Source organism: Calditrichota bacterium, from assembly GCA_014359355.1.
Lineage (GTDB): Bacteria > Zhuqueibacterota > Zhuqueibacteria > JANLFK01 > Oleimicrobiaceae > Oleimicrobium.
In genome coordinates this window covers 1-14,682 of record JACIZP010000163.1, presented here as the reverse complement: position 1 = coordinate 14,682, position 14,682 = coordinate 1, and the positions used below count along the sequence as shown (strand labels likewise).

General features: G+C 60.9%; 15 protein-coding genes and 1 tRNA gene. 13 read left to right on the top strand and 3 right to left on the bottom strand.

Annotated elements, in window-relative coordinates; all coding sequences use genetic code 11:
• Positions 1 to 57 precede the first annotated feature (57 nt).
• The 3 genes from H5U38_06735 to H5U38_06725 form a co-directional block, all read right to left on the bottom strand.
• Positions 58 to 1,497, bottom strand: a complete 1,440-nt coding sequence (locus H5U38_06735; protein MBC7186714.1) for a UDPGP type 1 family protein — start codon at positions 1,495 to 1,497, stop codon at positions 58 to 60.
• Positions 1,498 to 1,623: 126 nt separating this feature from the next.
• Positions 1,624 to 4,002, bottom strand: coding sequence for an endopeptidase La (gene lon, locus H5U38_06730; GenBank protein MBC7186713.1), 2,379 nt, complete (start codon positions 4,000 to 4,002; stop codon positions 1,624 to 1,626).
• A 23-nt stretch (positions 4,003 to 4,025) separates the two neighbouring features.
• A complete protein-coding gene (locus H5U38_06725; protein ID MBC7186712.1) occupies positions 4,026 to 4,472 on the bottom strand; it encodes an Hsp20/alpha crystallin family protein in 447 nt (148 codons plus the stop codon).
• A gap of 181 nt (positions 4,473 to 4,653) precedes the next feature.
• Between H5U38_06725 and H5U38_06720 the strand changes: the two genes are divergently transcribed.
• From H5U38_06720 to ssb, 13 genes are all read left to right on the top strand, one after another.
• On the top strand, positions 4,654 to 5,217 hold the full coding sequence (locus H5U38_06720) for a manganese efflux pump (GenBank protein ID MBC7186711.1): 564 nt from the start codon (positions 4,654 to 4,656) through the stop codon (positions 5,215 to 5,217).
• A gap of 226 nt (positions 5,218 to 5,443) precedes the next feature.
• The gene (locus H5U38_06715) at positions 5,444 to 6,988 is read left to right on the top strand and encodes a M3 family oligoendopeptidase (GenBank protein ID MBC7186710.1); all 1,545 of its coding nucleotides are present in this window, start codon (positions 5,444 to 5,446) and stop codon (positions 6,986 to 6,988) included.
• A gap of 109 nt (positions 6,989 to 7,097) precedes the next feature.
• A complete protein-coding gene (locus H5U38_06710; GenBank protein MBC7186709.1) occupies positions 7,098 to 7,394 on the top strand; it encodes a BMC domain-containing protein in 297 nt (98 codons plus the stop codon).
• Between the two features lie 33 nt (positions 7,395 to 7,427).
• Positions 7,428 to 7,880: a BMC domain-containing protein gene (locus H5U38_06705; GenBank protein MBC7186708.1), complete on the top strand. Its 453-nt coding sequence runs from the start codon at positions 7,428 to 7,430 to the stop codon at positions 7,878 to 7,880.
• A gap of 44 nt (positions 7,881 to 7,924) precedes the next feature.
• Positions 7,925 to 8,827, top strand: a complete 903-nt coding sequence (gene ispE / locus H5U38_06700; protein ID MBC7186707.1) for a 4-(cytidine 5'-diphospho)-2-C-methyl-D-erythritol kinase — start codon at positions 7,925 to 7,927, stop codon at positions 8,825 to 8,827.
• Between the two features lie 65 nt (positions 8,828 to 8,892).
• Positions 8,893 to 9,192 carry a septation protein SpoVG family protein gene (locus H5U38_06695; protein MBC7186706.1) on the top strand — a complete coding sequence of 100 codons (300 nt, stop codon included), beginning with the start codon at positions 8,893 to 8,895 and terminating at the stop codon, positions 9,190 to 9,192.
• Between the two features lie 28 nt (positions 9,193 to 9,220).
• Positions 9,221 to 9,292, top strand: a tRNA-Gln gene (locus H5U38_06690).
• Positions 9,293 to 9,370: 78 nt separating this feature from the next.
• Complete coding sequence (locus tag H5U38_06685) at positions 9,371 to 10,315, top strand: ribose-phosphate pyrophosphokinase (protein MBC7186705.1); 945 nt, start codon at positions 9,371 to 9,373, stop codon at positions 10,313 to 10,315.
• A 38-nt stretch (positions 10,316 to 10,353) separates the two neighbouring features.
• Positions 10,354 to 10,983, top strand: a complete 630-nt coding sequence (locus H5U38_06680) for a 50S ribosomal protein L25 (protein ID MBC7186704.1) — start codon at positions 10,354 to 10,356, stop codon at positions 10,981 to 10,983.
• A gap of 26 nt (positions 10,984 to 11,009) precedes the next feature.
• Positions 11,010 to 11,630, top strand: coding sequence for an aminoacyl-tRNA hydrolase (locus tag H5U38_06675; protein MBC7186703.1), 621 nt, complete (start codon positions 11,010 to 11,012; stop codon positions 11,628 to 11,630).
• Positions 11,631 to 11,634: 4 nt separating this feature from the next.
• Entirely contained in the window at positions 11,635 to 13,662 is a 2,028-nt protein-coding gene (locus H5U38_06670) for a sodium-translocating pyrophosphatase (protein MBC7186702.1), read from the top strand.
• Between the two features lie 47 nt (positions 13,663 to 13,709).
• A complete protein-coding gene (gene rpsF / locus H5U38_06665; GenBank protein MBC7186701.1) occupies positions 13,710 to 14,186 on the top strand; it encodes a 30S ribosomal protein S6 in 477 nt (158 codons plus the stop codon).
• 109 nt (positions 14,187 to 14,295) lie between these two features.
• On the top strand, positions 14,296 to 14,682 hold a 387-nt coding region (gene ssb, locus H5U38_06660; GenBank protein MBC7186700.1), incomplete at its 3' end, for a single-stranded DNA-binding protein.

The window sequence follows — 14,682 nt, the reverse complement described above, 5'->3', positions numbered from 1 at the left end:
CGTCGGAATGTGTGTGCCTGACCATGCATGGAAAGGGTGGCCTTTCAAGCGGCCGCGTCAGTGCTCACGGGTGGTCTCTTCTGTCTCCAAATTGAGCGGTCCGTCGATGGCAAGCGGCGTAGACAGACTGGCAGCAAGTTCCTCGGCATCCAAGGCGCGCAGCGGGCTGATTTCTATGGGATACTTGGGCTCGCCGTCGGCACCGCGCGGCACGCGGCAGCCTGCCTTCTCCAGCCAGCGAGCCCACAGGCGAATCATGTCCCTCCGAGCGGTGTCGGGCGAGTCAGCGCCTTCTGAGTACTTGATCGCGCTGAACTCTTCGTCCCTGGCCACCTCCATGAACACCACCTTCCGGGCTTGGGGCAGCACGTCGAAGATGAACTGTTCGAATTTGTAGCCGTTCTCCTTCTCAGGTTCCACCACCCTTCCCGCCCCATCGAGGTGGGGGATCTTCTTGTGCGCGACGTGGTACGGCAGAGTGAACCCCGATTCCTGCAGCCGCTGCAGCAGCTCGACATTGAACACGTGGATCGCGATGCTGCCGGCCCAGTAACGGAGGCTGCCGTCCGGCAGCAGAGAGGCCAATCGCTTCTTCGGCAGGTCGCTGTACTCGATCACGACAGGTTTGCTATCGATTTTGCCGGCAATGCCCATCTTCTCCAGGCCATCGCGCCGCCGAAGCACCTTGGCAGACACTTCTGCACCCTCGCGCAGGTGATAGCCGAGGAACACTGGGTCGCAGATCTTGATCAGCACGTTGTCGACCTGAAAGTAGAAGAGCCACTTCAACCCGCGTCTTTGCATGTCGTGGAGGGCACCACTTCTGCTCAACGCCTTGAGCAGGCCACCGTGGCCATCAGGGTTGACGAAGATGCGGTGGCGGGCCTCCAAGAAGAACTTGCCCTGTTCGTCCATGGCCGGGATCATGTTCTGCTGGAAAAAGTACACCGAGTCTTCCGGGAGGCCAAAAAAGCGGTTCTCGCGGAAGTGGGCCACTGTTTCAGCGTGGGTGGTCTCGCTGGTCATGATGTACCAAGGGATGGGCTTTCCGACACGCCGGCTGATGGCCAAGATCTTCTCGGCGTGAAACTGATACAGAGTCTTGCCGGTAAGGGGTCCTATTGGCAGCAACCCTTTGGGATGAGGGCGTCCCAAGCGCGAGCTCTGTCCCCCTGCGACCAGAATGACACCCACAAGGCCGGTGCGCAAGGCCTCCTCGCCACGCAGGCGTGCTTGAGCCGCCTGCGCCGTCTGCTCGGGCGTGCGCGGCACGGGGATGACATCCGGCTCGTCAAGCTCGCCCTCAAAAAAGCGGTTTTGCGGTGTGAGAATGTAGCGACGCCACAGATCTTCCATGAGGGCCAGGTCGATGCTGGCTGCTTGCGCCAAAAGTTGCTCTTTTTCTGCGAGGGTCAGTTCCTCCCAGAAGCGGAATACATGCCCCTGGCCTGCGTGCTCAAAGCGCTGCCTCAGCTCTGCGTAGTTCGCCTGTGCCACGCCAATGAACCTCTCTGCTTGGACTCTGTGACTTCATACAGGACATGGCCCTTGTCTGCAAACGGCAGCAAGCAAAAAGGGCTGTACATCAACAGCCCTGGTGGACGCCCCCGCCGGGAATTCCGGCTAGCTGCGGGAGCGCAAACGGCCATTCTTGCGCAGGGCCAACTCCAAGACCTGATCCATGTTGTCGACGAAGTAGAAGGTGATTTCCTTGCGCAGTTCTTCTGGGATCTCGGCCAAATCCTTCTCGTTCTTCCTGGGCAGAATGATGTGACGGATACCGGCCCGGCGGGCGGCCAGCACCTTCTCCTTGATGCCCCCGACTGGTAACACCTTGCCGCGCAGGGTGATCTCCCCGGTCATGGCGATGTCGCTGCGGATGGGCCGATCTGTGAGGAGCGACACCAGCGAAGTGGCGATGGTCACGCCCGCAGACGGCCCGTCTTTGGGGATGGCTCCCTGGGGGACGTGCACGTGGATGTCGTACTTTTCAAAGACTTCCTCGCTGATGCCCAACTGCGCAGCGCGGGAACGCACGTAGGACAGCGCTGCCTGGGCTGACTCGCGCATCACTTCGCCAAGCTGGCCAGTGAGGGTCAGCTTGTTGTTGCCGCGCATCTTGGTCGCCTCGACAAACAGGATGTCACCTCCCACCGGCGTCCAGGCGAGACCGGTGGCCACACCTGGCTCGCTGGTGCGCTCCTTGACCTCGGAGTAGAACTTGGCCGGCCCCAGGTACTCTTGCAGCTTGTCCGGCGTGATGATGTGCTTGGTGTCGCCGTGTGCCGCGACCTCCTTGGCTACCTTGCGGCAGATGGAGGCGATTTCCCTTTCCAGGTTGCGCACGCCCGCCTCTCGCGTGTACTCCTGGATAATTCTGCGCACGGCCGCACGAGTGAAAGTAATGTGCTTGGGCTTGAGGCCGTTCTCCTCGATCTGGCGCGGGATGAGGTACTTGAAGGCGATGTGCAACTTCTCCTCGGCGATGTAGCCGGGCAGCTCCAGCACCTCCATGCGGTCGCGCAAGGCTGGCGGAATGGTGTCCAAGACGTTGGCCGTGGTGATGAACATCACCTTGGACAGATCGAAGGGCACCTCCAAGTAGTGGTCGGAGAAGGAAAAGTTCTGCTCGGGGTCGAGCACTTCCAACAGCGCCGACGAGGGATCGCCGCGAAAGTCCGCGCCGATTTTGTCCACCTCGTCGAGCATGAACACAGGGTTATTGGCGCGCGCATTCTTCAATCCCTGGATGATGCGGCCTGGGAGGGCGCCGATGTAGGTGCGGCGATGGCCGCGGATCTCTGCCTCGTCGCGCACGCCACCCAAGGACATGCGCACGAACTTGCGCCCCAACGCACGGGCAATGGAGCGACCGAGGGAGGTCTTGCCCACACCCGGCGGGCCCACGAAGCAGAGGATCGGCCCTTTGGAATCCGGCTTCAGCTTGCGCACCGCCAGGTATTCCAAAATCCGCTCCTTGACCTTCTCCAAGTCGTAGTGGTCCTCGTCCAGCACTCTGCGCGCGGCCTCGATGTCCAGGTTGTCCTGCGTAGAGACAGACCAGGGCAGAGCGACCAGCCAGTCGATGTAGGTGCGCGAGACGGTGTATTCGGCGGCGCCTGGCTGCATCTTGGCCAGCCGGTCCAGCTCCCGCATGGCCTCCTTGTAGGCCTGCTCCGGCATCTTTGCTTCCTCGATCGCCTTGCGGAGCTCGTTGATCTCCGCAGAGCGCTCGTCGCCGATGCCCAACTCCTGCTGGATGGCCTTGAGCTGTTCGCGCAAGAAGTACTCGCGCTGATTCTTCCCCAGTTCGCTCTGCACCTGGCTCTGGATCTTCGAGCCGAGTTCCAAGACTTCTAACTCGCGGGTGAGAAAGACGGTCAGCCTCTCCAAGCGTCGCTCGACGTCGGCGTGCTCGAGGATCTCCTGTTTCTCCTGCAGGCTCAGGTTGATGTTGGAGGCCACCAGGTCCGCCAGCCGCCCGGGGTCCTGCAGATTCATGGCCACCACCTGCAGCTCGTCAGGCAGGTGTGGCACCAGGCTGACGATCTTCTGAAACTGGATCTGTACGTTGCGCATCAGCGCTTCGATCTTGGTGCTGGGCCGGTACGACTCCCTGACCACCTTGATCCTCGCCCGGTAGTAGGGCTCAGAGGAAGTGTACTCCAGCACCTTGACGCGCTCGATGCCCTGCACGAGCACCCGCAGGCTGCCGTCCGGGAACTTTAACATTTTGAGCACGATGGCAGCCGTACCTACGGTGTAGATGTCCTCTGGCTTGGGCTCCTCGAGCTCGGGCTTGCGCTGCGCTACCAGGGCCAGCAGGCGATCGCCACTCAATACATCGTCGATCAACTGCACAGAGGGCCGCCTGGCCACAATCAGCGGCGTGGCGACGAATGGAAACACCACGGTGTCGCGCAGCGGCAAGACCGGCAGCTCTGCAGGTATCTCGATCTTGGACGGCGATTCCGGGACGTTGTTGTTACCCTGTTCCGTCATAAAGGTAGTTTGCTCCGTTTGAGTCAGTCTTCTATCTGCACTTCGCGTACTTCGTGCAAGGCGTCTTGCTCCTTGGCGATGGTTATCTCCAGGAATCCCTCGCGGTAGCGCGCCTCAATCCTGCCGGCAACCAGGCGTTCCGGCAGGACAATGACCTTCTCGAACGGTCCGTAGCTGATTTCTGCCTGATGGAAGTACACTCGTTGGGCATGCGGGCTGCTGTGCCGGTAGCCGCGCACCGTGAGGGCATTCTCCCGGAGGGTGATCTCCATGTGCTCCCTGTCCACCCCAGCGATCTCCAAGCGGATCACCAGCGCTTGTTCAGTCTCGAAGATATCGGTGTTGGGGCTCCATCCCAGGTCGCTGACCCAGTAGCTCACGTTCTTGGTGAACACGACCCCCGTTCTCATGCCTGGCTCGTCGCCTCCCTCGCCAAGGCCCATGGCAGCGAGCCGCCTCGCGATTGGCATACCTACTTCCTCCAGTGGACACCTCGCACCAAGCTGTGGAAAATATATGCAACTTGTGGTAGATTTTCAACCCCAAACTTCCGACGGCTCAACGAGCAGGGCGATTTCGCCCTTTGCTATTTGCGCGCGGATTTCGTATATTACGCTGCCTTTTGAGCTTTGGAAAAGCGAGACTGACTGGATGGAGTTCCTCACGGTTTTCGTTATCGCAGTGGGCCTGGCCATGGATGCTACTGCGGTGGCGGTAGGAGTCGGCGCCAACCTCCACCCTTGGCGATCACGGTCGATACTCCGGCTCTCCTTGCATTTTGGCCTATTTCAGTTCCTCATGCCGCTCCTGGGCTGGGCAATTGGCGCAGTGGTCAGTAGCTGGTTGGAGCGGTACGACCACTGGGTGGCCTTCGCGTTGCTCATTGGCGTGGCCGGCCACATGGTGCACGAGGCCAAGCGGCCGCCGGAGCTTCCGAAGAATGATCCCACCCGCGGCCTGACCCTGGTGCTACTCTCTCTTGCTACCAGCATCGACGCCTTGGCGGTGGGGCTATCCTTAGCGCTCTTGGGGCTTCCCGTGCTCTATTCGTGCGCCATCATCGGGGTGGTGGCGTTTTCGCTCAGTGGCATTGGTGGCCTGGTGGGCCATCACACGCACCGGGTGTTTGGCAGGAGCACCCAATTGGTGGGGGCCGCGATCTTGGTGGCCGTGGCGTTGCGCATTCTCGTTTCGCACTTGCAGAGGGGGATATGAGTCGTCCAGAAACCGGCTGGCGGCCCTCGTCCCGCATTCAGCGGAACAGCTACCGGACGCCTGCCCGCAAGGAAAGGGAGGTGAAGACATGCAGAGGTTCGGTTCGACCATAATGACAGTGGCACTCCTTGGCATGCTCGCGGGGTGTGGCCGACGTGCTGTTGAGCAGGAGGTACGTGCTTTGCTAGACGCCCACGTTGAGAGGGTCCGCCCGCTAGAGAAAGCCATGAACCTGGCGTATTGGCAGGCGTGCGTGACCGGGGAGCAGGCGTTCTACGACCAGTACGCTGAGTACCAGCTTGCCCTGCGACAACTACTGTCCGACAGTGCGGCGTTTGCCAAGGTGAAGTCATTCAAGGAGTCCGAGGCGGTGAAGGACCCTTTGCTGGCCAGGCAACTCACGCTGCTCTACAATCAGTTCTTGGCCAACCAAATCCCCGCCGAGTTGCTGGCGCAGATTGTGGCACTGAGCACAAAGGTTGAGCAAGGGTTTAACACCTTTCGCCCGACGCTGGACGGCAGGCCGGTCAGCTCCAACGATATTGCCGAGATCCTGCGCACTTCGACGGACAGCCAACTTCGGCAGCGGGCATGGGAGGCCAGCAAGGAAGTGGGCGGCAAGGTGGCAGCCGACCTCATTCAATTGGCCAAGCTCCGCAATCAGGCCGCACGTGCCTTGGGGTTTGAAGATTACTACGTCATGGCGCTCGCCCTGGCGGAACAAGACGAAGAAAACCTCAAGGCCATCTTCGCGGAGTTAGCTGAGCTGACCGACGAACCATTCAGCCGCGCCAAGCGGGAGGTGGACTCGGTGCTGGCCGCACGCTATGGCATTGCTCCTGAGCAGCTGCGACCCTGGCACTACCAGGACCCGTTTTTCCAGGAGGCGCCGCGAATCCATGAGTTGGACCTGGACCGCTACTACCAGGACAGGGACGTGGTGGACCTGGCGCGCACCTTCTATCGCGGCATCGGGCTCGAAGTGGACTCGGTCTTGGCCAGGAGCGACCTCTTCGAGAGGCAGGGAAAGAACCCGCATGCTTTCTGCACGGATATTGACCGCGAAGGAGACGTCCGGGTGCTAGCCAATGTGCGCAACGATGCCCGCTGGATGGACACGATGCTGCATGAGCTTGGCCATGCCGTGTACGACGTCTACATCGACAGGCGTCTGCCTTACCTTTTGCGCGAGCCGGCACATGCCTTTACCACCGAGGGGATTGCCGAGTTGTTTGGCCGCTTGGCGCTCAATCCCAGTTGGCTGCAAAACATGCTGCAGTTGAGCGACGAGCAGCGCGTAGAATGTGAGCAGGCAATGCTGCGCAGCACCCGATTGAAGCAGCTCGTCTTTGCACGCTGGTGCCAGGTGATGGTGAACTTTGAGCGAGAGCTCTACCGCGATCCTGACCAAGACTTGAACCGGCTGTGGTGGGACCTGGTGGAGAGGTACCAACTTGTGCACAGGCCGGAGAACCGCAACGCCCCCGATTGGGCAGCCAAGATCCACTTCTCCTCCTCTCCGGTGTACTATCACAACTACATGCTGGGCGAGCTCTTTGCATCGCAACTCCACCACTACCTCGTCACTTCGGTGCTGCGCGGTGTGGACGAACAGGGGTTGGGTTACGTGGGGCAGCCACGCATAGGGGAGTTTTTGCGGCAGCGGGTATTCGCCCCTGGCTCGCGCTACCATTGGGATGAGCTCATCCAACGGGCAACAGGCGAGCCGCTCACCGCGACCTATTTTGCGCAGCAATATGCAGAGGAGTGACCTTCCGGTGGAGCGGCAGGAAAAATGGGTTGACAATTTGGCAAAGATTTGTTAACTTAGCCGCGACTGTGGTGGAACGAACGTGCACAGGCAACATGCGGAGGACCCTATGACGCTCGATGCCCTGGGATTGATCGAAACCAAGGGCCTGGTAGGTGCCATCGAAGCGGCCGATGCGATGGTCAAGGCAGCAAAGGTGCAACTCATCGGCAAGGAGAAGGTGGGGGGCGGCTATGTGACGGTGATGGTCCGCGGCGACGTGGGCGCCGTGAAAGCAGCCGTGGATGCAGGTGCGGCGGCCGCAGAGAAGGTGGGGGAGCTGGTCTCCGTGCATGTCATCCCGCGGCCGCACTCTGATGTGGAGATGATTCTGCCCAAACGCCCCAATGTGGAGGTCAATGAGTAGGGGCGCCCCGCACCACGAGGGTCGGTGACGCTCATGTATGAACGAGCCTTAGGCCTTATTGAAACTAGGGGACTGGTGGGGGCCATCGAGGCGGCTGACGCCATGGTCAAGGCGGCCCGGGTGCGGCTGGTGGGCAAAGAACTGAGCACTGGCGGGCTGGTGGTGGTCAAAGTGGTTGGCGAGGTGGCAGCGGTGCGAGCAGCAGTCGCCGCAGGTCAAGCGGCCGCCGCCCGTGTGGGTGAGTTAGTAGCCACACACGTCATTCCTCGCCCGCATGCGGATACAGAGGCGATCGTTTACGAGGAAGGGGGCCCGCCGGCTGTACAGGGGCCCGCGCTCACCGAGGAAGAGCTCGAGCGGCTCCCGGTGCGCAAGCTGCGGCAGCTGGCACGAGAAACTCCAGGGGTCAAAATTCACGGTAGGGAGGTCTCACGGGCAGACAGGGAAACACTGCTCGCCGAACTGCGGCGAGTCCTCGGCAGATGAGACAAGGCTTCACGATCCCGTGAGGCCTTTTTCAATTGCGCGCTATGGCGAAAGTCTACCTCCGTTCTTTCGCGAAGATCAACTTGGGGCTGCGCATCCTGGGCAGGCGCAGCGACGGTTACCATGACATTTGCACCATCTTCCAGCAGGTCTCGTTGGGCGATGACATTATCGTGGAGCCCGATGGCGAGGAAGTCACGGTCGTCTGCCCTCACCCGGGTGTAGCCGCAGGGAGGGACAACCTCTGTTGGCGGGCGGCTGCGGCCCTGCAGATGGCCACCGGTTGCAAACGAGGAGCACGCATCACCTTGCGCAAGCGCATTCCGGTGGGTGCTGGTTTGGGAGGCGGCAGCAGCAATGCGGCGGTGGTGCTGGCTGCGCTCAATGAGATCTGGGGTACGCACCTCGGGGAGAAGGAACTTCTGTCTCTGGCAGCCCAGATTGGCTCGGACGTCCCCTTTTTCCTCTTAGGAGGGAGCGCCATCGGAGAGGGGCGCGGCGAAGTGTTGAGCCGGATCGAGCTGCCGACTGATTATTGGTGCGTGCTGGCAATTCCAAATGTCGAAATATCTACAAGATGGGCCTACAGCGCGGCCAAATTTGACTTGACAAAGAGGCGGAAAAGTGTTACATTTTCGCGCAGCGCCCCAGAGCTGCTCGACCGTCAGCAGTGGCAGCAGCTGCTGGGCAACGACTTTGAAGAGGTGGTGTTTGCCGCTTATCCGGCTATTGCGCAGTTGAAGGCGGAATTGCGTCGCGAGGGAGGCTTCTACTGTAGCTTGTCAGGCAGCGGCGGTGCAGTCTTTGGGCTGTTCACGCGCCGGGAGCAGGCGCGACGCGCCCGCGCGGCCCTTTCGAGGCTGAGTAGGGCAGTGCTGGTACGTCCAGTCACGTACGGCTACCGGGAGGTGGCAGAGGCAGTGGCGCGTCAACTCTGCACCGCGTAGGACTTTCTTCCGTGGGAGGGCGGCAGCGAGTATTCAGTCTCGGCAACGCCGCCCGGGAGCTACATATGGAAATCACCGAAGTCTCAATCACCCTCCGCGAGGAGGAGAGGCTGAAGGCGTTTGTCAACGTGACCTTCGACAACGTCTTTGTCGTGCGGGGTATGAAGGTTATCCATGGGAACACGGGTTACTTCGTGAGCATGCCCAGTCGCAAGGCTGAGGACGGTACCTACCGCGACATTGCCCACCCCGTCACGCCCGAGTTTCGGGAATACCTTGAGAAGACCGTCCTTGCGGTGTATCGCAAGAAGTTGATGGAAGAGAAAGGGTTGACTGAAGAGCAACTCCCGCCGGAGTTGCGCTGAGGTCGGGTGGCAGACGGCCTCTTCCTACTGGGGCGTCGTCAAGCGGTAAGACACAGGACTTTGGTTCCTGCATTCGGAGGTTCGAATCCTCCCGCCCCAGCAACGTGCTCCTTCTTTCGACAGAGGAAAAAGGTACTCCATCGTGCTCGTGGAGAATAGCAAGAAGAGAGCTTCGCGCATGGCAGAAAAGTTGAAGGTTTTCAGCGGCTCGGCGAACGTGCCTTTGGCTACCGCGATTTGCAAGAGCCTTGGCGTGAAGCCAGGAAAGATCAGCCGGCGCCGCTTCAGCGACGGCGAAATCTGGGTCAAGTACGAGGAGAACGTTCGCGGCGCAGACTGCTTTCTCATTCAGTCGACTAATGCGCCAGCAGACAACTTGATGGAACTCCTGGTGATGATCGACGCTGCGCGCCGCGCTTCGGCCAGGCGCATCACGGCGGTGATCCCGTACTTCGGCTACGCACGGCAGGACCGCAAGGACAAGCCACGGGTGGCCATTACCGCCAAGCTGGTGGCCAATCTGATCACCACTGCTGGAGCCGACCGCGTGCTGACCATGGACTTGCACGCGCCACAACTGCAGGGCTTTTTCGACATACCCGTCGACCATTTGTATTCTGCCACCGTGGCGTGCAAGCACGTCGAAAAAATGCGTATCCCCGAGCTGGTTATCGCGTCACCCGATGTCGGTGGCATCCAGATTGCACGTGCCTACGCACGTCGTTTGCATGCACCTTTGGCAGTGGTGGATAAGAGAAGACCGCGGCCGAATGAAACGGAAGTGCTCACCGTCATCGGCGAGGTGGAGGGCAAGAATGTGTTGCTTGTGGACGACATCGTGGACACCGGCAACACGCTCTGCGAGGCAACAAAGTTTTTGATCGAGAAGCGAGGAGCCAAGTCGGTATCGGCCCTTTGCACCCACGCCGTGCTCTCTGGGCCAGCTATCGAAAACTTGCAGGCCGCTCCTCTCAGACGCCTGGTCGTGACCGATACCATTGCGCTGCCCCCGGAGAAGCGCATCGACAAACTCGAGATGATCTCGGTGGCCAAGCTTTTCGCGGAGGGCATTTGGCGGATCCACAAAAACAAGTCGATCAGCAAGCTATTTAGCGTAACGTGATTCTTGGTTGATGGGTCGTTGCGTATGGAGCAATTACAATGTCTGAACTGATCTGTGAAAGGCGTGAGACAACCGGCAAACAGGCTGCCAAGCAGCTTCGCCGCAAAGGCATGGTCCCTGGGATCTACTATTGCGGGCGCGAGGAGCCGACACCCATTGCCATCGAGGAGAAGGCGCTGCGTGCCGCACTGCAGAGTGAAGCCAACATCATCGATGTGAAGCTTGACGGCAAGGCGGTCAAGTGTATTGTGCGCGAAGTGCAATTTGATCCGCTCCGCGACGTGCCAATGCACGTGGACTTGATGGGTGTGCGCATGGACCAGAAGGTGAGCCTGATGGTGCCCGTGCGCCTGGTGGGGATTCCCGAAGGGGTGAAGACGAGTGGAGGCATCCTGCAGCAAGTGCTGCGCGAGGTCGAGGTGGAAGCGCTGCCGGGTGACCTGCCAGAGCACATTGATGTCGATGTCTCGAAGCTTGCCATCGGCGAGTCGCTTCATGTCAGGGATCTCGTCCTGGAGCGGGCGCACATCCTGACAGATCCCTCGTTGTCTGTGGCCACCGTGACGGCACCAACAGTGGTTCGTGAGGCGGCAGAGGCTGCGGCCCCTGAGGTGGCGGAAGCCGAGGAACAGGAGGCTGCCCCAGAGGGTGAACAGGAGCAGCAGTAACCTTCTGCAGGGTGGCGGCACGGTAGATGACGGAGGTCACAAAGGCCGTAGTGGGGCTCGGTAACCCTGGCCGCAAGTACGTGAGGACCCGGCACAACATCGGCTTCCTGGTGGCCGATGCGCTGGTGGAGCGCCTGGGAGCGCGCTTTGCGGTTAGAACCGGTCTCTATGCACTGGCCCGGGCGGAGGTTGAGGGTGTAGGGTGCGTGGTGGCAAAACCGCTCACCTTCATGAACAATAGCGGCCAGGCGGTGGCTGCCCTCCTCCGAAGCTTGACGCTCTCCCCCGAGGCGGTCCTGGTAGTCCACGACGACGTGAACTTACCATTTGGGCGACTGCGGCTGCGTGCCAAAGGAAGTGACGGCGGGCATAACGGGGTGGCTTCCATCATCGCGGAACTGGGCACCGAGCAGTTCCCGCGCCTGCGCATTGGCATTGGCGCGCACTTTCCACCAGGGAAGATGGTGGAGTATGTGCTGTCCAAGTTCGGGAGTGAAGAATGGCAGCAGTTGGGAGGGGTAATTGACCGGGCGGTTGATGCCTGCTTGACCTTCGTGACCTCTTCTCTGGCGGCGGCAATGAATCAGTTCAACCCCGAGATACAGAGCTCAGCGCGTTGCGGGCCGGAACACACTGGGAGATCGTGACGGGATGGACGCACGGACGCTGGTGTTGGCAGGTGGTGCAGGCGGTATCGGACTGGTAGCGGCGTGGCTTTACGACCTGGCGGTGCGCCGCCAGGACCCCGGGGCGGCGCGGGTGGTGGAGATCGCCAGCGCCATCAGAGAGGGGGCGATGGCTTTTCTCCGTCGGGAGTTTCTGTGGCTGTCCTTCTTTGTAGTGGGGGTGGCTGTCCTGTTGGCCGTGTTCATTCAACCCCTCACCGGGGCGGCGTTCCTGGTGGGGGCTCTCTGCTCCGGGTTGTCGGGTTGGTTGAGCATGCGGGCGGCCACCAGGGCCAGCGCGCCAACTGCGCAGGCGGCCACGCAGAGCATCGGGCGGGCCTTGCGCGTGGCCTTCAACGGCGGGAGCGTGCTCGGTTTTACTATCGTCGGCCTGGGCGCGCTCGGCCTGGTGCTGACGTTGGCCGGTCTCAAGTGGGCCCTGGGAGGTGACCTGAACGGCGTCGTCAACACCGTGGCGGGTTTCAGCTTCGGGGCAAGCTCTGTCGCCCTGTTTGCCCGCGTGGGCGGGGGCATCTACACCAAAGGCGCGGACGTGGGCGCCGATCTGGTGGGCAAGGTGGAGGAGAACATCCCGGAGGACGACCCGCGCAATCCAGCGGTCATCGCCGACAACGTGGGCGACAACGTGGGCGACATTGCCGGCATGGGAGCGGACCTGTTCGAGTCGAATATCGCCTCCATTGTCGGCGCCATGACCATAGGTCTGGCCACCTACGGCGCCGCAGGCACGGCGCTGCCACTTCTGTTTGCAGGGATGGGCATCGTCGCCAGCCTCATCGGTTCCTTCTTTGTGCGATGGAAGGAGGGCAAGGACGACACCTTCCAGCAACAGACCCACAGGGCGCGCATGGCTTTGAACACAGGGATGTGGGTGACGGTGCTGCTGGTGCTGATCGGCGGCTATTTCCTGGTGCGCTGGCAAATCGGCCAGGTGGGCGTCTACTATGCGACGGTTGCCGGCATCGTCGGAGGGATGCTCATTGGCTTGAGCACCGAATATTACACTTCGGACCGCAACAAGCCGGTGCAACGCATCGCCAGGGCGGCGGAAAGCGGCGCGGCCATGAACATCCTTGCCGGCCTGGGAGTGGGCATGCTCAGCACGGCCATCCCCATTCTCATCGCCGCGGTGGCGATCTTTGTCGCCTATCACTTCGGCAACGTGTACGGCCTTGGCATGGTTGCTGTAGGACTGCTGGCAAGTCTGGGGGCAGTGCTTTCGGTGGATGGCTATGGCCCGGTGAGCGATAACGCAGCGGGTTTGGCGCAGATGGCGGACCTTGGCGAAGAAGCGCGACGGCGCGCCGAAGCTTTGGACAGCGTAGGCAACACCACCGCCGCCATCAGCAAGGGATTTGCCATCGCTTCGGCTGCGTTCACCGCCTTTGCGCTCTTCTGGGCTTACACCCAGGCGTTAAGGGCGAAGGGGGTCGAAATCTCCATGAGCCTCCAGGATCCCAACACGCTCATCGGGCTGTTCATTGGCGGAATGCTGCCAGTGGTTTTCTGTGCCCTTGCCTTGGATGCGGTGGGCAAAGCCGGCTACGAGATGGTTAAGGAGGTGCGCCGGCAGTTCCGAGAGATCCCGGGCCTGCGCCAAGGAACCGCCAAGCCTGACTACCGCCGCTGCGTGGACATCAGCACTCGTCGTGCCTTGCGCCAGATGGTGGCACCTGGGGCATTGGCGGTGGTGGCACCGCTGGTAGTGGGCCTGGCGTTCGGTCCCGAAGCCTTAGGGGGGCTGCTCGCGGGCGCCATCGTCACTGGCTTCCTTTTTGCAGTGCTGATGGCCAATGCGGGGGGCGCGTGGGATAACGCGAAGAAGTACATCGAGGCTGGACAATTTGGCGGAAAGGGGTCGGCCGCGCATAAGGCGTCGGTGGTGGGCGACACGGTGGGCGACCCGTTCAAGGACACGGCCGGGCCGTCGCTGAACATCCTCATCAAGCTGATGTCTATCGTCGCCCTGGTGTGCGTACCGCTCTTTGTGTGAGGAGCAGCAAGAGAGTTTTTCACCCATAGCAGGAGGAGGTAAACAGTTTGAGGCAGTACGAGACCACCTTTGTCGTCGACTCGCAGCTCAAGAGCGGTGAGATCGACGAGATCGTCAAGAGATTCGAACGCTTCATCTCGGTTAACGGCGGAGAAGTTCTGGAGGTGCAGCGCTGGGGGAAACGACGGTTAGCTTACGAGATCAAGAAGCGACAATACGGCTATTACGTGCACATCCGCTTCGCAGGGAAAGGCTCAATCATTCGGGCGTTGGAGCGCGAGTACCAGCTCAATGAGTCCATTCTGCGCTACCTGACGGTGGTGCTGAGCAAGCAGGCGCTGAAGGCCGAGGCGCTCCGCAAAGAGAAGTCGCTGGCGGCTGCTACAGCCAGTGCACCGCCCGTGGCGGCGCCAACCGAGGCAGCTGACGACACGGCCGGCCCTGAAGCAAATGAGGCCGTGGCTGCGCCGTTGCCCGAAGAGAACGCGGAGGCACCAGCAGCCCCTCCAACTGAGGAGCAGTAGGAGACCTTTTCCAAGGGGGCGCGTGGGCGTAGTGGTCAGGACGAGAAAGACAAGGCAGAACAGGCCTTGTTCTTTGAAATGCTTTTTGCTTGGGAAGGAGCGATGACGCATGGTCGACTTGAAGATGCCAGACATCAACACCGTAATTATTGCTGGTCACTTGACGTGTGATCCCACTTTTCGGAAGACGACCAATGGCACGCCCGTAGCGAATTTCTACATCGCCTGTAACCGTAAGTTCAAAGACAACACTGGACAGTGGCGCGATAACGTCTGCTATGTGGGGGTAGTTGCGTGGTACAAGCTGGCAGAGAGCTGCTATGAGACGCTGAAAAAGGGCAGCGCTGTGCTCATCGACGGCGAGCTGCAGAGCCGGAGCTGGCGGAGCGAAGACGGCACCACGCGCAACGTGGTCGAGATCAAAGCACGGCGCATCCAATTCCTCAATCGACGGGCTGGCGAAGAGGGAGGAGAGATACCCGACACTGCCGACATC